The organism is Candidatus Binatota bacterium (genome assembly GCA_012960245.1).
Lineage (GTDB): Bacteria > Desulfobacterota > Binatia > UBA1149 > UBA1149 > UBA1149.
This window is the reverse complement of record DUBO01000012.1, coordinates 23,942-45,178: the sequence shown is the minus strand read 5'-3', so window position 1 is coordinate 45,178 and position 21,237 is coordinate 23,942. Positions and strand designations below refer to the sequence as shown.

Sequence of the window (21,237 nt, the reverse complement as noted above, 5' to 3'; positions counted from 1 at the left end):
GAGAGGCCGCGTTGACAGCTCACGAAGGCGCCGGTAAAAAACATCTGCGCAGGGCCCGCCCCGCCGCGCTCGACCGCGACACGTACCCCCATGATAAAGGTTTCTGATCTCAGCAAGAGTTATGGCTCCGTTGCCGCGGTGGACGGAATCTCGTTCTCGGTCGAAAGTGGCAAGGCCCTGGGGTTTCTCGGCCCGAACGGCGCCGGCAAAACCACCACCATGCGCATCATCACCGGCTTCATGCCTGCCAGCTCCGGTACCGTGACCGTTGAAGGCTTTGACGTGTTCGATGACAGCTTCGAGGTACGCCGCCGCATAGGCTACCTGCCAGAACACCCGCCGCTGTACCTCGAGATGGCGGTGCGTCCCTACCTCGTGCACGTGGCCCGGCTCAAGGGAATCCGTGGCGCCGCCGCGCGCGACGCGGCCGACTCCGTGATAGTGGACTGCGCCCTGGGCAAGGTAGCGAACCGCCTCTGCGGACACCTGTCCAAGGGCTTTAGACAGCGTGTAGGGCTCGCCCAGGCGCTCATCCACAAACCCGAGGTTCTGGTGCTCGACGAGCCCACCGTGGGCCTGGACCCCGCCCAGATCATCGAGATCAGGGGACTCATACGACGACTTGCCGCCGAAAGGACGGTGATACTATCCACCCACATCCTGCCCGAGGTGGCGCAGATCTGCGAAAAAGTAGTCATCATCAACGAAGGCCGTGTGGCGCTGGAGGCCGACCTGTCCGACCTGCCCGCTGGACGAAGCCTGGAGGAAGAGTACATGCGCCACGTGGGCGGCGAAGCACACGGCGCGGTGCCTGCTCCCCGGCCGGCGAGCGCCCCTGATAACGCCATCGCAGAGAACAAGGAGGACACGCCCGGTGCGTAACGCACTCACCATAGCCTGGCGGGACCTGCGCTCGACCTTCGTGTCGCCCATAGGCTACGTGGTTCTCACCGGCTTCCTTCTGCTGGCCGGTTGGTTCTTCTTCAACCTGCTGGCCCAGTTCAATCGTATCGTGGCGCTGTACAGCGGCATGCAGGGCGCCGACACCACCTGGATGAACTTGAACGACGCGATCATCACTCCCCTGCTCTCCAACCTGTCGGTGGTACTGGTCATTCTGGTGCCGATGATCACCATGCGCAGCTTCGCCGAGGAGCGCAGCCAGGGTACCTACGAGCTGCTGTTCACCTCGCCGCTCAAGGTGCACGAGATCGTGCTGGGCAAGTACCTGGCCGGCTGCGCAGTGGTAACGCTGATGATAGCCCTGACGCTTGTCTACCCCGCCATACTTATGATCTACGGCAACCCCGAGGTCGGCCTCATGACGGCGGGCTTCCTGGGCCTGTACCTCATGGCACTGGGCTTCGTGGCGGTGGGCAACTTCTGCTCAGCGCTCACATCGAACCAGATAGTGGCCGCCATCAGCGCCCTGGTCATACTGCTGCTGCTGTTCGTCATCAGCTGGCCGGCCGAGAATGCCGGCGAGCCGATGAAAGCCATCCTGCTTTACGTGTCGGTCACCGAGCACTTTCGTAACATGGCGCGCGGGGTCATAGACACCACCGACCTGGTCTACTTCGGCAGCGCCATAGGAGCATTTCTCTTCCTCACCCACCGGGCCGTTGAATCAGCGAGGTGGAAGGCGTGAGCCGACGTGCCCCCATCCTTGCCATAGCCGGCCTGGTACTGATGGCCTTCGGCCTCATCAGCCACCTGATGACCCGGCAACCAGCCGACAGCTTTTTCTCCTTCGGCTGGTACTCGCTCGGCCACCTGTTGCTGGGTGCAGCCGCACTGGCCGTCTACGCTACCAGCGGCTCGACTTCGTCGGTCAACGATTTTATTCGCCAGCGCTCCACTCGATACGGCGCCAACGCCATAACCTACTCGCTGCTGTTCGTGCTGGTGCTCGTCATGGGCAACTTTATGGCTGCACGCTACCACAGCCGGATAGACCTGAGCGCCTCGGGCGTCAACAGTCTCTCCGAACAGTCGCGCGAGGTCGTGGGCGCGATCGAAGAAGACGTGGTCATCGAAGCCTACCTGCAGGGAGGCAGCGACCCGGTGCTGGGCGAACTCCTGGCCGCATACCGTTACGAGAACAACCACCTGAGCTACAGCATCATCGACCCCCAGCTTCGCCCCGAACTGGCGCAGAAGTCCGCTGTCACCCAGGTGCCTTCGCTGCGCATCATTTACGGCGACAGGAGCACGCTGGTCACCAAGACCGACGAGGCCACCATTACCAACGGTATCCATAGTCTCGCGGGGGGCGAGCGCAAGAAGATTTACTTCGTGGAAGGCCACGGTGAGCCCGACAGCGACGACCCTCGTGGTCCCGGCGGCACGGGCCAGTTCAAGCAGGAGCTGGTCAACCAGAACTACGACGTAGACGCCCTTTTTCTGCCGGAGCTCGGATCTGTGCCAGACGACGCCGACGTGCTCGTAATATCGAGCGCGGCCAAGGACTGGTTTCCCCGGGAATTTGAACTACTCAGGGCTTACATGAAAAACGGCGGCCGCCTTCTGGTAGCTCTCGAGCCAAGGCGGGACAGCGGGCTCGCGGGCTTCCTGGCCGAGTGGGGAGTAACTGTGGGCGACGATGTCATCGTTGATCAGCAGGTTCGGATGTTTCAGGGCGTGTCGCTGGGACTAGACCCCGTGGTGGCGCGCTACGGCAAGCACCCGGCCGTGGCCTCGATGAAAGAACGTACCCTGTTCTCGCTGGCGCGCTCGGTTACGCCCTCGCCCTCGCCCCGCGAAGGGCTGGTCGTAGAGCCCCTGGCCTTTACCTCGGACACCAGCTGGGCCGAGACCGACCTCGACACGCTCTTCGATTCAAGCGAGGCCAAGCTGCAGGACACCGACATCAAGGGGCCGGTTGTCGTGGCCACGGCCGTTAGCGCCTTCGCAGAAGCCATAGGCGGCGAAGGCGACGGCGAGTTCCAGATGGTGGTGCTGGGAGACGCAAGCCTGCTCACCAACCAGTACTTCAGGCAGCTCTTCAACGACGCGCTGGTACTGTCGGCCACCGGCTGGCTGGCCGGCGAGAGCCATCTCATCTCTATCCCGCCCCGCGGGGTGAGAGCCTCTCGCGCACACCTGACGGCAAAAGAAGGCCGCAATGTCTTCTATCTTTCGGTGCTGCTGTTGCCCGAGTTCATACTCATGATGGGCATCGCCGTGTGGTGGCGGCGAACCTCGCTGTGAACCCACGCCGTACGCTGCTGCTGGCGCTGATAGCCATCGCGGCCGGCGCCTGGCTCTACAGTGTCGAAAGGCCCCGCATGGAGGCCGAACTCCACGCCGACGAACTTATCTCCTTTGACGTTGAGGCCGTGGCCCACATATCAATGGACTACCCCGACGGAACGACCATCGTCCTTGAACGCGACGAGGCGGCCGACTGGTCGATCAGTGCCCCGCTGACCGTGGACGCCGACCGCATTACAGTTGAGCGGCTGATCAAGGCCATACGCGACACCAGGGTCGAGCGGCGCATTGCCGTGAGTGAGGCCGAAGACCTGTCAGTCTACGGGCTCGAAGACAACGGCAGCCAGGTCCGCATAAAAATGCGCCTGGACGACGGCGACCAGCTGGACGACATCGTGGTAGGCGACACCACCCCGGTGGGCTACCAGGCCTTCGTGAGAATCGAAAACTCTGGAGAGATCGTCGTCACGCCCTTGATCTTTCACACCGGGGTAAAGAAGTCGGTCTTCGACCTCAGGGAGAAGCGCCTGTTCGACTTCAAACCGGCGGACGTTATAGCCATGACCCTCGAGACCGCCGAGGCCGGCAAAATCGAACTGCAACGCGCCGGTGACCAGTGGCAGTTGCTCGAGCCCGTCAAGGGGCGAGCCGACACGCGCGTCGTGTCCAACCTGCTGGAGGCGCTTTCGACTACCAGGGCCACGGCCTTTTACGACCAGGGCCACGCCGACAGTGCGACCACGGGCCTCGACGAGCCGTCGGTGAGCCTGACACTGAGAATCGGCCTGGACAACCTGGATGGCTTCAAGCTGGGCAGCGCTCCGGCAGACCAACCAGCCGGCCTTTACCTGTCGCGCCTGGGAGACGGACAACTGGCCGCGGTTGATCGGGCCACGAAGGTGGCCTTCGCCAGGCCGCTCGGCGAGCTGCGAGACAAGGGACTGTTTGACTGCCTGCCGGGCGAGATAACGTCGCTGTCGGTCGAACGTGATGACAAGCGGGGCTTCGAGCTCACGAGGACGTCGGCGGCCGACGATTGGACCATGAGCACCGAGCACGGCCAGAGGCTACTCAAGGAGATGCGCATTGACCGCGCCGTGGGCGACCTGGCCGAACTGGCAGGCAAGAGCATCGTGGCCGAGGACAGCAAGAATTCTACCCTCGGGTTGTACGGCCTGCGGCCGCCCTCGCTGCGAGTGGCGATGGCGAGAGCCGACGGGCGTTCCTGTGGCGCGGCCCTGGCCGGCAGCGTCGGCGAAGACGACGACAAGCGCTACTATCTCTCGAGCGAAGCCGGCAATATGGTCATGGCCGTACCCCAGTACCTGTACTCAAGAGCCGATCTCGTAGCCGACGACTTTCTCTCAGCGCCCCAGGTCGAAGAAGCTCCCGCCTCAAAGGAAACGCCCGCTGCCGAGTAGCCTGCGCCACCGGGCAGAACGACGTCGGCTCAGTTAAAGTTTCCGAGGCACCGCACGAGCAGGTCCATCTGTTCGTCGGTACCCACGGTTATCCTCACGCCACCGCTCAACCGGGGGCTGTCAAACCAGCGTACGAGCACTCCCGCGTCGGCCAGGCGACTGTAAACCGCCCTCCCGTCGTCACCCGGACAGGGCAACCAGAAGAAGTTGGCGTCGCTGGCCCAGGGCCCCCAGCCGGCAGCACACAAGCGTTCGATCACGCGTTGCCTGCTGGCCATAACCCTGTCGCAGTTCACACGCTGGTAGTCCATGTCCTGCAAGGCGGCCACGGCGGCGGCGGCGTTCAGCCGCGAGACGTTGTAGGAATCGCGCAGCTTATCCAGCTCGACAACGAGATCCGGACTGGCAAAAGCAATGCCTATACGGACGGCGGCCAGCGAGAACGCCTTCGACAGGGTGCGCAGTACGACCAGGTTCTGGTGCTGGTCAAGTAGTTCAAGGGCCGACTCGGCGTGGCTGAAATCAATGTAGGCCTCGTCGGCCACCACCAGGGCGTCGGTCGAACGACACAACCGCCCGAGTTCTTCCAAGCCAACGGTCTCGCCCCAGGGCGAATTGGGCCTGCACACGAAGATCAACCGCGGATTGCACGAAGCCAGGTCTTCGTCGAGCAGCGCCCGGCTGTGGTCTTTTTCTCGTTGCACAGGCAGCTCGACCACGCGGGCGCCTACAGCCTCGGCCATAGTGCGGTACAGCGAGTAAGTGGGAGACAGCCAGGCCACGGTCTGCCCCGGCTCAAGGCAGGCCCTGGTGAGCACAGCCAGCAGCTCGTCGGAGCCATTGCCGATGAGCACGCCTTCGATCGGTCGTTGCCAGGCCGCCGCGGCCGCGGCCCTGACATCGTCGCTCGCCGGCTGCGGATAGAGCCTCAGCGAGTCGCCATTGCTCACGGCGCGCACGGCCTCCGCCACGGCCGGTGACGGTGGATAGGGATTCTCGTTGGTGTTGAGTTTTACAAGCTCGCCACCGCTGGGCTGTTCGCCCGGGGTGTAAGCCTTCATCGCCCGCACGCGCGGCAGCACGCCCGCGATCACGCGCTCAGCCACCGTTGGCTAACTCTCGCGGCCTGGCGACGGGTGGTTTCGGTCGCCGATGCAGCTGCTCGGCGGCGTCTTCAAGCTGCTCGAGCCGAGAAGACGCCTGCTTCCACTCCTCGCCGCCCTCTTCGAGTCCAGGCAGGGCCTTGCGATAGTATAACAGGGCACGGTCCAGGCGCCCGGTGGTCTCTGCCCTCACGGCGAGAAAGTAGTAGCCGCGTTCGCGCTTACCGGCCATGTCGAGAGCGCGCGCAAAACTTTCGGCAACCCGCGGGCGCCAGGGGCTGAGCTCCCATGACTTCTCAAGGGCAGCCACTGCCTGCTCTGCGTCGGAGAGCCTATAGTGGGCCTCGCCCAGGTCGGCGAGCGCGTTCCAATCGCCCGGTCTCTCCTTGACCGCTCTCTTAAGCAGAGGCAGCGCCTCGCCGTACTCGCCCAGGCGTAGTAGCGCACGGCCCAGCTCGCGGTCCATATTGCGTCCCCCCGCTGCGGCTTCGCGCAGATAAGCCAGCGCAGCAGTGTAGTCTTCGCCGTGCACCATCAGCACACCGGCCATCTCGACCGCGCGCAAACGTTCTTCGCCGGCCTTCGCCGAACTCACCGCCGCCTCGTAATCGCCCACGGCCTTCGCCCGTCGCTGCGATGTGCCACGGGCGACGGCCGCCGCGCGCAGCAGGCGCTCACTCGCCACCGGGCGACTCTCGCGCTCCCACTCCAGTCTGCCCAGCGCAGCCTCGATATTGGCCATTCGCTCGGCAGTGAGCGGATGCGAAAGGAAATAGGGAGGTATGCTGGTGGGGTTTATTTTCTGCTCATCGTAGATAACGCGCAGCAGTTCAAGCATCGATTGTGGGTCGAAGCCCGACCGACGGGTGTACTCCAAGGCCAGGAAGTCGGCTTCGCGTTCAAAGTCGCGCTGGTACTCAAGGGTCTTTGCCTGGGAGGCCATCAGTGCAGCCTGTCCGAGCACTGGGTTGATGAGCGCAAGAAAAATGCCCGCCAGGCCCGCGTAGCCGGCGGCGGCTCCCTTCTGCTGTTGTCGCACCGCGTGGTGGGCGTGAGCGTGGGCGACCTCGTGAGCAAGCACACCGGCCAATGCGTCCTCCGACTTCACGCGAGAAATGAGACCCGCGTGAACAAAAACCTTGCCGCCAGGGACGGCGAAGGCGTTGATGCTGTCGTCGCGGACAACGAAAAACTCGTAGTCAAAAGGCTGCATGCCCAGGCCCCGCACGATGCGCCCCCCGATCTCGGACACCATCTCGTTGATCTCGTAATCGTAGATAAGCGGCAGCCCCTTGCGCGCTTGGCTGACGAAATCCTCGCCCAGCTCCTTCTCCATGCCAACCGTGGCCGGGGCCGCGGCGGGCAGAACGGCCAACTGGGCAAGCACGGCGACCATCACCAGCCAGCGGAAGCGAGCACGCGTAGACACCGGAGACCTTAGACGGCGCCGGTGGCGACGTCGGTGGCGTAGTAGCTGATCAGGATGTCAGCCCCGGCCCTCTTGATTGCCATCAGCGACTCGGCCACCACCCGTGATTCATCGAGCCAGCCACGCTCTACCGCGGCCTTGATCATGGAGTACTCGCCACTGACCTGGTAGGCAGCCAGCGGGCAGGCAAAAGTGTCCTTGACCGACCTGATGACATCAAGGTAGGGCATTGCCGGTTTCACCATGACGATGTCGGCACCTTCTTCGAGATCCAGCTCCACCTCACGCAGGGCTTCAGCCGAGTTGGCAGGGTCCATCTGGTAACTGCGCCGGTCGCCGAACTGCGGCGCCGACTCGGCCGCCTCCCTGAACGGTCCATAAAAACCCGAGCAGTACTTGGCCGAGTAAGACATTATGGGAAGTTCCTCGAAGTGATGCTCGTCGAGAGCGGCCCTGATGGCACCCACCCGACCGTCCATCATGTCGGAAGGAGCAACGATGTCGGCGCCGGCCCGCGCGTGCGACAGGGCCTCTTCCACCAGAAGCGGCAGGGTCGCGTCGTTGTCTACCTGCTCGCCCTCTATAACTCCGCAGTGGCCGTGGTCGGTGTACTCGCACAGGCAGACATCTGTAATGACCAGCAATGAGGGTGAGGCCTTCCTGATGGCCGCCACCGCCCTTTGCACAACGCCATTGTCGTCAGAAGCGCTGCTGCCCACCGCGTCCTTGTGCTCGGGTATGCCGAACAGCAGAACCCCCGCCACGCCTGCGTCGGCGGCCCTGGACGCAGCTTCGGTTACCTTGTCCACCGACAGCTGGCTGACCCCGGGCATCGAAGACACGGGGCTCTCAACGCCGCTGCCGGGACAGACGAAGTAAGGCTGGACCAGGTCGGCCGGGGCCACGCTGTTTTCGCGAACCATGCGCCTGAGGCCTTCGCTGTTGCGAAGCCTGCGCATCCTATGCAGTGGAAACGCCATGATAACGCGATGCTACGGCAGCCCCTGCTGGTTTGCAAAGTAGCTTTCGATTGCCACCGCCATGCCCGCACTGGTCCATTCGTCGGGCAGCACGTCCGGGATTATCCCCTTGTTTACCAGCGCCTCTGCCGTGACCGGGCCTATGACGGCCACGGCCTTGCCAGCCAGCAACTCGGCCGCTCGCCCATCGTTGAGCTCATCGAAGTGCTGCAACGCCGAAGGGCTGGCAAAGGTGACCATGTCGACCTCGCCCAGCTCTTCGAATCTGCCGGTAGCCCGGGGAATCACGCTGCGGTAAACCGGCAGTATCTCCACGACGGCCGAGCGTTCAGCGAGGGTGTCGGGCAGAACCTCGCGAGCCAGTTCGGCCCCGGCGATCAGTACGCGCTTGCCCTCCACGTCTCCCAGTGCGTCGGCCAGTTCCTCGGCCCGGTAGCGCGGCGGTTGAAAAGCCACGCGCAGGCCCCGCGCCTCTATGGCCGCCGTCGTCGCGGGGCCGACCGCGGCGATATCGACACCGGCCAGTTCGCGCAGGTCGGTGCTAGTCGCAGCGAGAAGGTCGAAGAAAAAATTCACGCCGTTAACGCTGGTGAGCACGAGCAGGTCGAAACTCGATAGCAGTGGCAACAGTCGGTCGATGTCCGGGCCCTCGGTAATGGGCTGGGTTTCGATCACCGGATACTCGACCGCCTCGGCGCCTAGTTGCTCGAGCCGGGTGCAGAAGGCAGCGGCTTGTTCTGCCGCCCGCGTGACCACGATACGACGCCCGAACAAAGGGCGTTTTTCCCAGCTGCCACCACTGCTTCCGAGTTTAACCACCTCGCCTATAACCAGCACTCCCGGTGGACGCAGGTCGGCGCTCCTGAGCCTGCCGGGTAGTTCCTCGAGCGAGCATAGCACGGACGCCTGCGCCGCGGTGCTTCCGCGCACCACCGCGGCCGCGGGAGTGGCAGCGGCCATGCCCGCGGACAGCAGCTGTTCGACAATGTAGTCGGCCTTGAGCATTCCCATCAGCCAGACCATGGTCGAACCCGAGGCGGCCAGGGCCGCCCAGTCGGGCTCCCTGCCCTCGCGGCCCTTGCCTGAGCGACCAGTGAGAATAGTGACCGACGAGGCATAGTCCCTGTGGGTGAGTGGTATGCCGGCCAGGGCCGGCACGGCCAGGGCCGAACTCACTCCGGGTATAACCTCGCAGTCGATACCGGCCAGGCGACAGGCCTCGACCTCCTCACCCCCGCGCCCGAAGAGGAAAGGGTCCCCTCCCTTCAAGCGCACGACCACGCGCCCGTCCAGCGCGTAACCGACTATCATTTTGTTGACCTCGGCCTGGCTGCAGACCTCGAGTCCGTGGCGACGACCCACCAGGAGTAGCTCGGCAGTTTTGCCGGCCAGCGCGAGCAAGCGCGTGTCGACCAGAGCGTCGTAGAGAACCACGTCGGCAGAAGCCAACCAGTCGCGGCCCCTGAGGGTCAGCAGGCCGGGGTCGCCCGGACCGGCGCCGACCAGGACAACCTTGGCGGTCAATCGCCCGCCTCCGCGCTGGCCATTATATCGGCCGCTCCCCGCGCCAGCAGTCCGTTGGCTACCTCGAGCCCCAGTGCCACAGCGCGGCCAGGATCCCCCTGGGCCGCCTCGTTGAGTACCAGGCTGCCGTCGGGGCTCACCACCGTAGCCTCCACTTTCAGGACACCGTCCTCGTGTCGCGCCCAGGCGGCCACCGGCGAGTAGCAACTAGCGCCGAGTCGCCGGGATACCGCGCGCTCAGCCTCGACGGCTTGGAAGCTGTCGGGATCGTTGATGGCGGCGAGCAGGCCCCTGACCTCGCCGTCGACCGACCGCACGGTGACACCGAGAGCGCCCTGTCCCGGCGCCGGGCAGAACTCCCTCGGGTCCAGCGGTGTGCAACATAGATCGCTCAGGTCCAGGCCCAGGCGCTTGAGTCCGGCGGCGGCAAGCAAGGTCGCGTCGAACTCGGCGTTTCTCAGGCGATCAAGACGCGTACCCAGGTTGCCGCGCAAAAACACGATCTCAAGGTCCGGGCGCTTTGATTTGAGCAGCGCCGAACGGCGTGGGCTGGTCGTCCCCACCGTCGCGCCCCGGGCGAGTTCGTCCAGGCCAAGGGCACCGCGGGTCAGCAGCACGTCGACCGCGCTCTCCCTGGCTGGTACCGAGGCCAGCACAAGCCCCGGTTCGATCGCAGAGGGCATATCCTTCACCGAGTGCACTGCGCACTCGATGCGGCCCTCGAGCAGGGCCTGGTCCAGCTCGCGGACAAACAAGCCCTTGCCGCCAAGCTCACGTAGCGGCCGGTCGAGAACCCTGTCACCGGTGGTACTGACCTCCACGAGCTCGACCCCGAGGCCTTCGTGGCTTCCGCGCAGCTGGTCGGCGACCAGGCCCGCCTGCAGCAGTGCCAGCTCGCTGCCCCGCGTGCCCAGGCGCAGCTTCACTTCTCCGGGTCTCCCAGGCCGAACAACCGCCTGGTCGCGCTGAGCAGCCCGGTTTCCTCGTTGCTGCCGCCTGCTTCCTTGAGCACCGAAGTGGGCGAGTGCAGCAACTTGTTCATCATCGAGCGCGTCATCTGGTCCACGCGCTCGCGGCTTTCCTCGTCAAGAGACATCTTGTCGAGAGTGCGCGTTAATTCGGTGGCCCTGATGATTTCGACGCTTTCGCGCAGCTCCACGATGGTGGGCACGAGTTCCAGGGCTTCGAACCACTGCCAGAAGCTGTCGACTTCCTGCTCAACCATGACCTCGCCCTCGGTGGCTTCTCTACGGCGCGAACTCTTGTTCTCGTTGATCACCGAAGCGAGATCGTCCACGTCGTAGAGATAGGCGCCATCGACGTTGTTGATCGCCGGGTCAAAGTTGCGGGGAACAGCGAGATCAATGAAGAACATCGGCCGGTGCCGCCTCTCTTTTAGTGCGGCTGATACCTCGGCCGCCATCACGAGCTGCCCGCCGCCCGAGCATCCTACGACGAGGTCGGCAAGGGGCAGGTAGCCCGCCATGCGCTCGAGTGGAAGAGCCGTTCCGTCAAGTTCGCGAGCCAGCTCGAGCGCGGTCTCAAGCGTGCGGTTGGCCACCAGCAGGCGTTCCACGCCGGCCGACAGCAACTGCCGCGCCGTGACCTCGCCGATTTCGCCCAAGCCCAGCAGTAGAGCCGTGCGCCCCTCCAGGTTTTCGAAAATTTTACCCGCCAGGTCTACAGCTACCGAGGCCACGGACACCGATTTGGAGGCGATGCCAGTCTCGCTTCGAACCCTCTTGGCCACCGAAAAGCTCTTGTGAAACAAACGGTTGAGAACCGCTCCCGTGCTGCTGTGGCCGTGCGACAGGAGGTACTGGTCCTTCATCTGTCCCAGTATCTGCGGCTCGCCCACCACCAGGGAGTCCAGGCTGGAGGCCACCCGGAACAGGTGCCTCACCGCCTCCCTGCCCGTGTGCTGGTAAGCGTGGGGTGCGGCCAGCTCGGGAGCTACCCCGCTGTCGGCCAACAGGGCCTTACGCAGCAATTCACCGTGAGAAACGTCGCCCGCGCAGCAGGCTATCATCTCAACCCGGTTGCAGGTCGATAACAAGACCGCTTCTTCTACGCCCGGCACCTCGAGCAGCTCGCCCAGGCGATCCGCCAGCGCCTCTTCGGGCACGCTCAGGCGCTCGCGTAATTCCACCGGCGCGCTGTGGTGATTAATGCCGTAGACCAGGAGTCCGCGTGCCATGGATCTGTATCAGGAAAGCACGCCCCCACCGTGCCGTCCCGCCGCCAGGGGAAGTATGTTGACCGCAAGGTAGGCGAACACCAGTATGGCAAAGCCAAGAATGGTGGCCAGAGAAGCCCGACGTCCGCGCAGCCCGCGTGTGTAGCGCAGCTGCAACAAGCCCGCGTAGAGCACCCAGAGCACGGTAGAAAATATTTCGCGGGGTTCACCCGACCAGAACTGCCCCGAGTAGGCAGATGCCCATAGACCGCCGGTCATGATGCCCAGGGTGAGCAGCGGAAAACCCCAGGCCAGGCAGGTAAAATTGACCCTGTCGAGCTGTTCGAGTGACGGCAGGCGGTTCAGCACCGAGCCCGTGCGGTGCGACTTGAGCGCGTTCTCCTGCACCAGGTAGATAACGCTGACGGCAAAGGCCAGCGCGAAAACGGCGTTGCCGAGAAACGCGAGCGAGACGTGTACCGGCAACCACGGGCCCATCAACTCGGGTGGCACATCCCGCGCACCGGTAAACAGGATGACCGCGGCCAGCGTGAGCGCAAAGGCCAGGGGACTGACCACCGCTCCTATCACTGACAGGCTGTAGCGGCGTTGTGTCACCAGCCAGGCACCGGCCACCAGCCAGGCAAAAAATGACAGCCCCTCGGCGAAGCCCACCATTGTGACCAATCCCGAATCAACCGTGCGCCAGGCAATCGACAAGCCATGAACAATAAAGCCCAGGCCAAGCAACAGGGGGCCAGCCGAAGCCGCGCGCTTGACCGACCACAACACGTGGGCACCGAACGCGAGCGCCGATGCCAGGTAGGCCGTAGCAGCCAATTGGAGAAAAGCCAGTTCCATTTCTACAGCGCCGTCCGCGATAACCGGGCGGCGTCGAGGCCAGCATAGTCAGGAGAGCCCGCCCCTTCCAGTCGAGCCCCCCGCACCGACGCGGCGACCGATATTGCAGCGCTCAGGGTATCTGCAGCGCCTGTCCCCGCCTGAGCTTACGAGGGTCGGAGATACTGTTGCGCCGCTGCAGCGCGGGCACCGATGTGCCGTATATCCGGGCTATCTGCGATAGCGTCTGTCCGCTGCGCACCTGGTGAACCATCGAGGCCGCGCTCGCAGTCGCGCCACTACCGCCGCGGCGAATCTGTATCCAGGTGCCATACCTGAGCGAACGCGGGTCGCGAATACCGTTGAGGTACTGCAGGTAACCCACCGTGGTGCCGTAGCGGCGGGCCAGGCGATCGAGGGTCTCGCCACGGCGAACGAGGTGCCGCGTCTGGCCGCTGCTGGCCGCCGATGGCGACGAAGCAATCGCCGCCGGGCCGGTCGATCGCGAGCTGGCCGATCGCGAGCCAGCAACCGGGATTTTGAGCAGCTGCCCGTACCTGAGTGAACGCGGGTTAACGATGTTGTTGATGCGCTGCAACTCCCGCACCGTGGTCCTGTAGCTGCGGGCCAGCTGCGACAGCGTCTGCCCCCTGCCTACCCTGTAACTCGAAAGGTAGTATTGCTGCTCGCTGTGAAGGCTCGACGCGGCCAGCGCCGCGTATGACGTACCGAACGCGGCGGCCTTGTCTGCCGGGAGGTTGAGCTTGTAGCCGGAAGGAACCCACGCGCGACCGCGAATGACTTCGTGCGACAGTGCCGGGTTGAGTTCAACCAGCCTCGCTTCGTCCACGCCCGCACAGCTGGCCAGCTCCGACAGGGCCACGTAGTGATCCATCTCGACGGTCTTGACGTTCCACTCGGGCACCTGCAGACCAGGGCAGAACTCATCGACCCTCGCGGCAACGTCGCGCGCGGCCAGGAACTCAGAGTAAAAATTGCGAGAGGCAAAGCCGAAACGACGGCTGCGATAATTGGTGACAATGTTGCCGAGGTCTTCGGTACCCAGTTTTCTGACCGCGTAAGCCACGCCACCGGCGCCGTGGTTGTAAGCAGTGATGGCCAGCGGCCAGGATCCGAGCCGGTCGTAGTTCTCGCGCAGGTAGCGTGCCGCGGCCTCGGTAGAACGTATAGGGTCGCGCCTGTCATCGTAGGTATGGTCGACGTGCATGAAACGACGCCCGGTGCCCCAGGTGAACTGCCAGATGCCCACTGCCCCTGCGTAAGAACGCGCGGCGATGACGTAAGACGATTCGACCAGCGGCAGCGCCAGCAGGTCAACGGGTACCCCGTGTTTGGCGAGCAGCTTGGAGGTCTCGGGGGCGTAGCTGGCCTTTCGGCCGAGGGCACCGCAAAGACGGTCGGCCAGTCCCCGTTGATAACGAAACTGGCCAGCAAGCCGCAGGCCCGACTTAACGCCACCGCTTCGCTCGGTGAGCAGCCCAGCGATTCTTTTCTCCTCGTCGTTCTTGAGACTGCCGGCAGCCACGGACTTGAGCATCGCAGCGATGCGAGTCTTTTCGGCGCCCAGGCGCGCCCTGATAGCACGGTCCTTGGCAGCTGCGGAAAGTCGGCCGTCGACAATGTCAGCAAAATCAACAACCCTGTAGACCAATCCGAGGTCGTACATATCGTGATAGACAGCCTGGCTGCTGCTGTAGACAGCAAACACGTCGGTCCAGAACTCGACGTTGGGAACAAGTTCGTCAAAAAGGGGAAACTGTTCGTTCGGAGAACCGGGCGAGGCCGTCCCAGCTGCCGCCGCAGGACCCACCAGGAGGAAGATACACGCGAAACCCACCGCGACCCGGGCCGCCCACTCATTCACCACTGCTATCATCTACTTACCTCCGCCGCCCCTGAGCCCAAACTCATGAGTCTAACAGAGCGATGATAGGCATTCTATACACTGCGCCGGAAACCCCGGTCCGGCGGGCCATTACGGGGGTCTTCCTGGCGCTGATCAGCCTTTCGGCGGCCATCCTCCTCCTGCCAGGCTGCAACGCCCCCCCACGACAGCCCGGCACCCTGGCCGTGGCCCTGGAGGCCATGCCCACCCAGCTCGACCCGAGGCTGGCCACCGATGCGCACTCTTCGCGAATCGGCAGCCTGTTGTTTGCTTCGCTGCTTCGCCGCGACGCCGGTGGCCGGGCCGTCGCCTGGCTGGCCTCAAACTGGCAGGCGGTCGACCCGCTGACGTGGCGGTTCGAGTTACGTACAGACTTTGTTTTTCATGACCGACGACCCGTTACCGCCGACGACGTCGTGGCCAGTTACCGGGCGCTGATGGATCCAGACCTGGGGTCGCCGCGTAAGGCCATGCTCGCTTCGGTGCAATCGATTGAAAAGACGGGGCCCTACGAGGTCGTGTTCAAGCTCTCGCAACCCGACGCAGCTTTCCTGGAGGCGGCAAGCTTCGCCGTGCTGCCGTCCGACCTGGCGGCTGAGCGCCACCTCTCGAGCGAGCAGTTGATAGGCGCTGGTCCATACCGCCTGCTCGAAGTTCGTCACGGAGACAGCGTACTGCTCGAAGCCCACCCCGACTACGCCGACGGGCACCCACCCATAGAGCGCATAGAGTTCAGGGTGATTCCCGACGAGACCATGCGCGCGCTCGAGCTGCAGCACGGCTCGGTTGACCTGGTGCAGAACGCGCTCGACCCCGACACCGTGAGCTGGCTCAAAGAGAACGCCGACCATCTCGAAATCAGGCGGTCGCCCTCCAACAGTTTCCAATACCTCGGACTCAACCTCGACCACCCTGCCCTGGCCGACAAGCGTGTGCGCAGGGCTATCGCCATGGCCATTGACCGACAGGCCATCGTCGACTACCTGCTCGCGGGCCGAGCCCGGGTGGCCAGCGGCCTGCTGCCACCCCAGCACTGGGCCCACCACGACGGCGGCCCGGCGATCGTTTACGCGCCCGACAGGGCCGGACACCTGCTCGACCTCGCCGGCTATCCCCGGCGAGGCCCCGACGGAACGAGACTGACGCTGGATTACAAGACCACTACCCAGCAGCTCCGTCGCCGCCTGGCCGAGGCCATAGCCGCCCAGCTGTCAGCGCTGGGGGTAGAACTGGAACTCTCGTCCTGGGAGTGGGGCACGTTCTACTCGGACATCAAGAAGGGCAATTTCGACAGCTACTCGCTGGCCTGGGTGGGAATCTCGGACCCCGATATCCTGCGCAACGTGTTTCACTCCGGCATGACACCGCCCCTCGGAGCCAACCGTGGCCGGTTTGCCGACCGCCGCGTGGACCGACTGACCGACAAGGCCCTGCTGACCGAGACGGTCCAACAGCGGGCCCGGCTCTACGCGCGCGTTCAGAAAAGACTGGCCGCGCTGCTGCCGGTTATCCCGCTGTGGTGGCCCGAGAACGTGGTGGTGACCAGCCGACGACTCAAAGGCTTTACCCCCCATCCATCCGGAGACCTGCTGGGACTGGCCTCCTCTGAGCTCCTGGAAAAACCCCCGCCTGTTGACAGCAGCCCCGAAGGACGCGCAGCGCGCGAGCCCTTGAGATAAACTACCGTCGTATGCTGCCCTACCTGAGCAGGCGCCTGGCCGTACTCGTACCCACCGTACTGGGGGTCGCCACCGTAGTGTTTCTTCTGACCCACGCCATGCCCGGCGACCCGGTCGACATAATGCTCGGCGAGTACGCCCAGGCGGCCGACCGCGAAGCACTGTCGCGACGCCTGGGCTTGGACCGACCCGTGTCGGAGCAGTACCTGTCGTTCCTGTCCGGCCTGGCCCGCGGCGACCTCGGCCGATCCATACAGGGTGATCAGCCGGTGGCCGAACTGGTGGCCCTGCACGCGCCGGCTACCGCCGAGCTGGCCCTGGCCGCGCTGCTGATCTCGATAGCCATTGCCCTGCCGTTGGGCCTGCTGTCGGCGTGGAAAGCCGGCGGTGCGGTCGACCGCCTGTCGCTGGCCGGCAGTATGCTGGGAGTTGCCGTGCCCAACTTCTGGCTGGGCCCCATGCTCGTACTGCTGTTTTCGATACAGCTCGGCTGGCTGCCGGTGTCGGGCAGGGGAGGTGCGGCCCACCTCGTGCTGCCCGCCCTCACCCTGGGTACGGCCATGGCCGGCCTGCTGGTAAGGATGACCCGCAGCAGCCTGCTCGAAGTCATGGGCGAAGACTACGTGCGCACCGCCAGGGCCAAGGGCCTCGGTGAAAGCATGGTCATGCTTCGCCACGTACTGGCCAACGCGCTCACGCCACTGCTCTCGGTGCTGGGCCTGCAACTGGGTGGTCTACTGGCCGGCGCCGTGATCACCGAGACGATATTCGCCTGGCCGGGGCTGGGCAGGCTCATGGTGCAGGCGATCTACAGCCGCGACTACCCGGTGGTGCAGGGCTGCGTGCTGGTAATCGCTGTCACCTACGTGCTGGTGAACCTGCTCACCGACCTGGCCTACGCCTGGGCCAACCCGCGAGTGAACTACGGTGACGACGATGACTGACACACCCCGCGCACGAAAACGCACGCCGCTGCTGCCGGGACTGCTGGTGCTGTCGCTGCTCACCGCCGGGGCTCTGTTTGCGCCACTGCTGGCCCCCTCGCCGCCCGCGGCCCAATCGTTGGAGAACGGCCTGGCCGCTCCCGCCCTCGACCACCCGCTGGGACGTGACCGCCTGGGACGCGACCAACTCAGCCGTGTGCTCTACGGCGCGAGGGTGTCACTGGGCATAGGACTTGGCACCGTCACGTTGTCGCTGGTGCTGGGCGTGCTGCTGGGCTGCGCGGCCGGCTACCTGGGAGGCCCGGTCGATTTTCTGATAATGCGCCTGGTCGACGTGCTGCTGGCGTTTCCGGGGCTGCTGCTGGCCATCGCCCTGGCTGCGGTGCTGGGTCCCGGGGCAGGCAACGTAGTGCTGGCACTGGGGCTCACCGCCTGGACGAGTTACGCCCGCCTGGCCCGCGGCGAGGTGCTGAGCCTGCGCCGTCGCGAACACGTACTCGCCGCCGAGGCCATGGGCCTGGGTCCGGCCAGGGTAGTGACCCGGCACCTGCTGCCGCTGCTGGCGGCACCGCTACTGGTCCAGGCGAGCTTTGGCGTAGCGGGAGCTATCGTGGCCGAATCATCTCTTAGTTTTCTCGGCCTCGGCGTGCAGGCGCCGTCGCCGTCCTGGGGCTCAATGCTCAACGACGGACGATCGTTCCTGCTGGTGGCACCGCACCTGACCATTTTTCCGGGGCTGGCCATCCTCTTCACGGTACTCGGACTTAACTCGCTGGGTGACGCCTTGCGCGACCGTCTCGACGTTCGTTTTCCAGGCTGAGAGAGCGGCTGCCGCGCGCTTCAGTGCTGGCAGGACGGGCAGTAGAAACTCGACCGACCGCCCACGCTGACGAGCTTGATCACCGAGCCGCAGTGGCCGCAGGGCTTCCCCACCTTGTCGTAGACCTGGTGCCGCCACTGGTACCCCCCTCGCCGACCTATTCCGTCGAGAAAATCCGACACCGTTGAACCGCGGTGCTCTATGGCCTCGGTGAGTATACGACGGCTGCTCTCGACCAGCAGCGCACACTCGGCCCGGCTCACTCTCGGCATGCGCCGACGCGGCCTCACACCGCAGTCGAAGAGTATTTCGTTTACGTAGATGTTCCCCAGGCCAGCCACCACGCGCTGATCCATAAGTACGTCCTTGATGGTCCTGCGGCTGCGCGTCTTGAAGCCAGCCAGGTACGCGGCCGTGAAGCGATCGGCCTGCAGGGGTTCGGGGCCAAGCTCGGAGAACAGCGAGCAGCTGTCGTAGTCGTCCATCACCACCAGGCCGAAGCGCCGGGGATCGTTGAAACTGAGCACCGCGCCGTCGTCGAGTTCGAACAACAGGTGGTCGTGCCTGGCCGGGCTCTCAAGGCCCCCGCGGTTGTGGATCAGGGTGCCGCTCATACCGAAGTGCAGTATGCAGGAAGGCCCCTGGTCGAGGTCGAGCACCAGGTACTTGCTGCGCCGGCGGGTGGCGGTGATGCTGCGCCCGGTCAGCAGGCGGGGCAAGGCCGGGTCGACCGGCCGCCGCAACGACGCGCAGCGCAACTGCACACCAGTGATCCTGCGCCCGACCAGTAGTGGTTCGAGGCTGGAACGAACCACCTCGACCTCGGGCAGCTCAGGCACCGCGCTGTTCTTCCCGGTGAAGTCCGCGGCACAGCGCCGCCAGTTTTTCTATCTCGATCTGCTCGGCACGGCAGCCAGGATCGATGTCTGCCTCTTCGATGAGCTCGCGACCGCTGCCCTCGCCAAGTCGCGCGTCGATCCACTTGACCAGAGTGTTACCCAGCATCTTACGCCTCGACACAAAGGCCGCCTTTACCAGCTCGGCAAAGAGCGCTTCATCGCCAGGATCATAGCGCGGCCCGTCGAGGCAGGAAATTCTTATGACCATCGAGTCCACGGCCGGCGCGGGGTCGAAACTTTCGGGCCCGACCTCGAGCCCGGCCTCCACGTCGGCGTACATACCCGTCATCACCGACAACACGCCGTAGCTACGGCTGCCCGGGCCAGATAACAAGCGCTGGCAGACCTCCTTCTGCAGCATGACCACCATCTCTTCCACCGGTGGGTGCTGCTCGAGCAGGTGACGGACGATGGCAGTACCGCTCTCGTAGGGAAGATTGCCCACCACCAGGCAGGGCTCGTCGAGCAGTGCGTCCAGATTGACCGCTAGCGCGTCGGCCTGCAGCACGCGGACGTGATCGCTGTTGTCGTAACGTGCCGACAGCTTCGCGGCCAATTTGCTGTCGAGCTCGATGGCCAGCAGTTTGCTCGAGTGATCGGCGAGCAGTCCGGTCAACGCGCCTCGGCCAGGACCGATCTCGACCACGCTGCGGCCCCGTGCACCCGCCCAGTCGACTATCCTTTCACAGGCAACCCTGTCGACGAGAAAGTTCTGCCCCAGCCGCGGAGCCCGCCGCCGGGAGCCCTTCACCACTGGAACTTCACCATTGGCGCTTCACTGCACCGAGCCCAGCGGCAGCCGGGACACGGCTTCGAGTTGCTCGCCCGGCAGGCCGTTTTCCATGCGACGAACCGCCGCGTAGGCGATCATGGCCGCGTTGTCGGTGCACAGGCTGAAGGGCGGAAACAACGGAGTCATGCCACTCTGCAACAGTTGCTCGGTAAGTCGCCTGCGCAGCCGGCTGTTGGCCGACACGCCACCGGCAACCGCTACCGATGCGGGGGCAAAACGTTCCACGGCCTCCCCTACCCTTTTCAACAGGCAATCTACTATGGCTTCCTGGTACGACGCGCACACGTCCTCGAGACTGTGGCCCTTGCTGTCGTCGGAGTGAAGAAAATCCCATAGTGATGTTTTCAGGCCCGAGAAGCTGAATGCCAGCGAATCGTCACGGACCCGCGGCCGCGGAAAACGCAGCGCGGTCGGATCGCCCCTGCTCCCCAGTTCGTCCATGACCTTGCCCCCGGGCCAGCCCAGGTCGAGCATCTTGGCACCCTTGTCGAAAGCCTCACCGGCCGAATCGTCGCGCGTGCGGCTAAGCTCCCTATATACGCCCACGTCTTCGACAAGGTACATCGCCGTGTGTCCACCGGACACCAGCACTGACAGCAAGGGGAAATCGTCCTGCGCTTCGACCAGCGGAGACAACACGTGTCCTTCGAGATGGTTGATCCCGTACAGCGGTCGGTCGAGCGCCAGCGCCAGGCCCTGGGCCGCCGACAGGCCCACCAGCAGTGAACCCACCAGCCCCGGCCCGCGCGTAACAGCGACAACGTCGATTTCGCCGAGTTGCCTGTTGCCCAGCTCCAGTGCCCGCCCGATAACGGTCTGTACCGTCTCAAGGTGGCGTCGCGCCGCCAGCTCTGGCACCACTCCACCGTAGTCGGCGTGCAACGCGTCCTGCGAAGCCACCAGGTTGGACAGCACCGTCCGATCCTCGACCAGCGCGGCCGACGTGTCATCGCAGGAAGTTTCTATACCCAGTACAAGCACGTTCAGCCGTCCCGGCCAGAAATTTTGCCGGTGAGCCCGGCGGGGAGATACACCTGCCGCCTGAGCAGCTCAATTTCAAGCGCCAGTTGGTCGTCATCGGGGACTCGGCCGTCGAGTTTCTCCAGGTACACCCGTCCGCGGGCTGGGTCACCGCCCCGGCGCCATGCCTCGGCCATGTACAACCAGGTGTACCAGCTGCCGCCGTCCAGCCCCATGGAGCGCTCGAGCAGGTCGAGGGCCTCTTCGTTACGTTCGCGTGTCATCAGGTCCCTCGCGCGGGCAACAAAGCGCAGGCTGGCCAGGCGTCCCGCCCCCAGCTGTCCCCCGGCAGCAGCCGCAGCGACGGCCTCGTCGAGCAGCAGCCCCGCCCTGGCCAGTTGCCCCGACTTAACCGGCTCCTGCCCCGGCCGACCCGCCGAGGCACCGTCGGCCGGAAAACGCGGCAGGTTGGCCACCGAGCAGGCCGAGACGAGCAACAGGGAACAGAGCAGAACAAGGCGCGCAACGACTGCCAGGGCCGGCACTGTTT

General features: G+C 64.7%; 19 protein-coding genes. 7 read left to right on the top strand and 12 right to left on the bottom strand.

Annotated elements, in window-relative coordinates:
* Positions 1–90 precede the first annotated feature (90 nt).
* The 4 genes from EYQ35_01595 to EYQ35_01580 are packed head-to-tail and all read left to right on the top strand — an operon-like array spanning position 91 to position 4,634.
* A complete protein-coding gene (locus EYQ35_01595; GenBank protein ID HIF62835.1) occupies positions 91–882 on the top strand; it encodes an ATP-binding cassette domain-containing protein in 792 nt (263 codons plus the stop codon).
* Positions 713–1,648 (top strand): ABC transporter, encoded by a 936-nt coding sequence (locus EYQ35_01590; protein ID HIF62834.1) that lies wholly within the window; start codon positions 713–715, stop codon positions 1,646–1,648. Before EYQ35_01595 ends, EYQ35_01590 begins: the two co-directional genes overlap by 170 nt.
* The gene (locus EYQ35_01585) at positions 1,645–3,210 is read left to right on the top strand and encodes a hypothetical protein (GenBank protein ID HIF62833.1); all 1,566 of its coding nucleotides are present in this window, start codon (positions 1,645–1,647) and stop codon (positions 3,208–3,210) included. The genes EYQ35_01590 and EYQ35_01585 overlap by 4 nt, the downstream gene beginning before the upstream one ends.
* A complete protein-coding gene (locus EYQ35_01580; protein HIF62832.1) occupies positions 3,207–4,634 on the top strand; it encodes a DUF4340 domain-containing protein in 1,428 nt (475 codons plus the stop codon). Before EYQ35_01585 ends, EYQ35_01580 begins: the two co-directional genes overlap by 4 nt.
* A gap of 29 nt (positions 4,635–4,663) precedes the next feature.
* Here the strand turns inward: EYQ35_01580 and hisC are convergent, their stop codons facing one another.
* The 8 genes from hisC to EYQ35_01540 form a co-directional block, all read right to left on the bottom strand.
* Complete coding sequence (hisC, locus tag EYQ35_01575) at positions 4,664–5,740, bottom strand: histidinol-phosphate transaminase (GenBank protein HIF62831.1); 1,077 nt, start codon at positions 5,738–5,740, stop codon at positions 4,664–4,666.
* A complete protein-coding gene (locus EYQ35_01570; protein HIF62830.1) occupies positions 5,733–7,166 on the bottom strand; it encodes a tetratricopeptide repeat protein in 1,434 nt (477 codons plus the stop codon). The genes hisC and EYQ35_01570 overlap by 8 nt, the downstream gene beginning before the upstream one ends.
* Positions 7,167–7,174: 8 nt before the next feature.
* Positions 7,175–8,146: a porphobilinogen synthase gene (hemB, locus tag EYQ35_01565; GenBank protein ID HIF62829.1), complete on the bottom strand. Its 972-nt coding sequence runs from the start codon at positions 8,144–8,146 to the stop codon at positions 7,175–7,177.
* A gap of 12 nt (positions 8,147–8,158) precedes the next feature.
* On the bottom strand, positions 8,159–9,670 hold the full coding sequence (cobA, locus tag EYQ35_01560) for a uroporphyrinogen-III C-methyltransferase (GenBank protein HIF62828.1): 1,512 nt from the start codon (positions 9,668–9,670) through the stop codon (positions 8,159–8,161).
* On the bottom strand, positions 9,667–10,596 hold the full coding sequence (gene hemC / locus EYQ35_01555) for a hydroxymethylbilane synthase (GenBank protein HIF62827.1): 930 nt from the start codon (positions 10,594–10,596) through the stop codon (positions 9,667–9,669). The genes cobA and hemC overlap by 4 nt, the downstream gene beginning before the upstream one ends.
* Positions 10,593–11,867: a glutamyl-tRNA reductase gene (locus EYQ35_01550; GenBank protein HIF62826.1), complete on the bottom strand. Its 1,275-nt coding sequence runs from the start codon at positions 11,865–11,867 to the stop codon at positions 10,593–10,595. Before EYQ35_01550 ends, hemC begins: the two co-directional genes overlap by 4 nt.
* 9 nt (positions 11,868–11,876) lie before the next feature.
* Complete coding sequence (locus EYQ35_01545) at positions 11,877–12,707, bottom strand: c-type cytochrome biogenesis protein CcsB (GenBank protein ID HIF62825.1); 831 nt, start codon at positions 12,705–12,707, stop codon at positions 11,877–11,879.
* Between the two features lie 112 nt (positions 12,708–12,819).
* Positions 12,820–14,583 carry a LysM peptidoglycan-binding domain-containing protein gene (locus EYQ35_01540; GenBank protein ID HIF62824.1) on the bottom strand — a complete coding sequence of 588 codons (1,764 nt, stop codon included), beginning with the start codon at positions 14,581–14,583 and terminating at the stop codon, positions 12,820–12,822.
* A gap of 50 nt (positions 14,584–14,633) precedes the next feature.
* On the opposite strand from EYQ35_01540, the gene EYQ35_01535 reads away from it, so the two are divergent.
* Genes EYQ35_01535 through EYQ35_01525 form a run of 3 tightly spaced genes read left to right on the top strand, consistent with a single transcriptional unit; the run spans position 14,634 to position 18,035 of the window.
* Positions 14,634–16,271, top strand: a complete 1,638-nt coding sequence (locus EYQ35_01535) for an ABC transporter substrate-binding protein (protein ID HIF62823.1) — start codon at positions 14,634–14,636, stop codon at positions 16,269–16,271.
* 11 nt (positions 16,272–16,282) lie between these two features.
* A complete protein-coding gene (locus EYQ35_01530) occupies positions 16,283–17,215 on the top strand; it encodes an ABC transporter permease (GenBank protein ID HIF62822.1) in 933 nt (310 codons plus the stop codon).
* Positions 17,208–18,035, top strand: coding sequence for an ABC transporter permease (locus EYQ35_01525; GenBank protein ID HIF62821.1), 828 nt, complete (start codon positions 17,208–17,210; stop codon positions 18,033–18,035). The genes EYQ35_01530 and EYQ35_01525 overlap by 8 nt, the downstream gene beginning before the upstream one ends.
* Before the next feature lie 20 nt (positions 18,036–18,055).
* On the opposite strand, the gene mutM is transcribed toward EYQ35_01525, so the two are convergent.
* Genes mutM through EYQ35_01505 form a run of 4 tightly spaced genes read right to left on the bottom strand, consistent with a single transcriptional unit; the run spans position 18,056 to position 21,232 of the window.
* Positions 18,056–18,874, bottom strand: coding sequence for a bifunctional DNA-formamidopyrimidine glycosylase/DNA-(apurinic or apyrimidinic site) lyase (gene mutM, locus EYQ35_01520; GenBank protein HIF62820.1), 819 nt, complete (start codon positions 18,872–18,874; stop codon positions 18,056–18,058).
* The gene (rsmA, locus tag EYQ35_01515) at positions 18,867–19,688 is read right to left on the bottom strand and encodes a ribosomal RNA small subunit methyltransferase A (GenBank protein ID HIF62819.1); all 822 of its coding nucleotides are present in this window, start codon (positions 19,686–19,688) and stop codon (positions 18,867–18,869) included. Before rsmA ends, mutM begins: the two co-directional genes overlap by 8 nt.
* A 21-nt stretch (positions 19,689–19,709) precedes the next feature.
* Positions 19,710–20,714, bottom strand: a complete 1,005-nt coding sequence (gene tsaD, locus EYQ35_01510; GenBank protein ID HIF62818.1) for a tRNA (adenosine(37)-N6)-threonylcarbamoyltransferase complex transferase subunit TsaD — start codon at positions 20,712–20,714, stop codon at positions 19,710–19,712.
* Positions 20,711–21,232: a hypothetical protein gene (locus EYQ35_01505; GenBank protein HIF62817.1), complete on the bottom strand. Its 522-nt coding sequence runs from the start codon at positions 21,230–21,232 to the stop codon at positions 20,711–20,713. The genes tsaD and EYQ35_01505 overlap by 4 nt, the downstream gene beginning before the upstream one ends.
* Positions 21,233–21,237 lie beyond the last annotated feature (5 nt).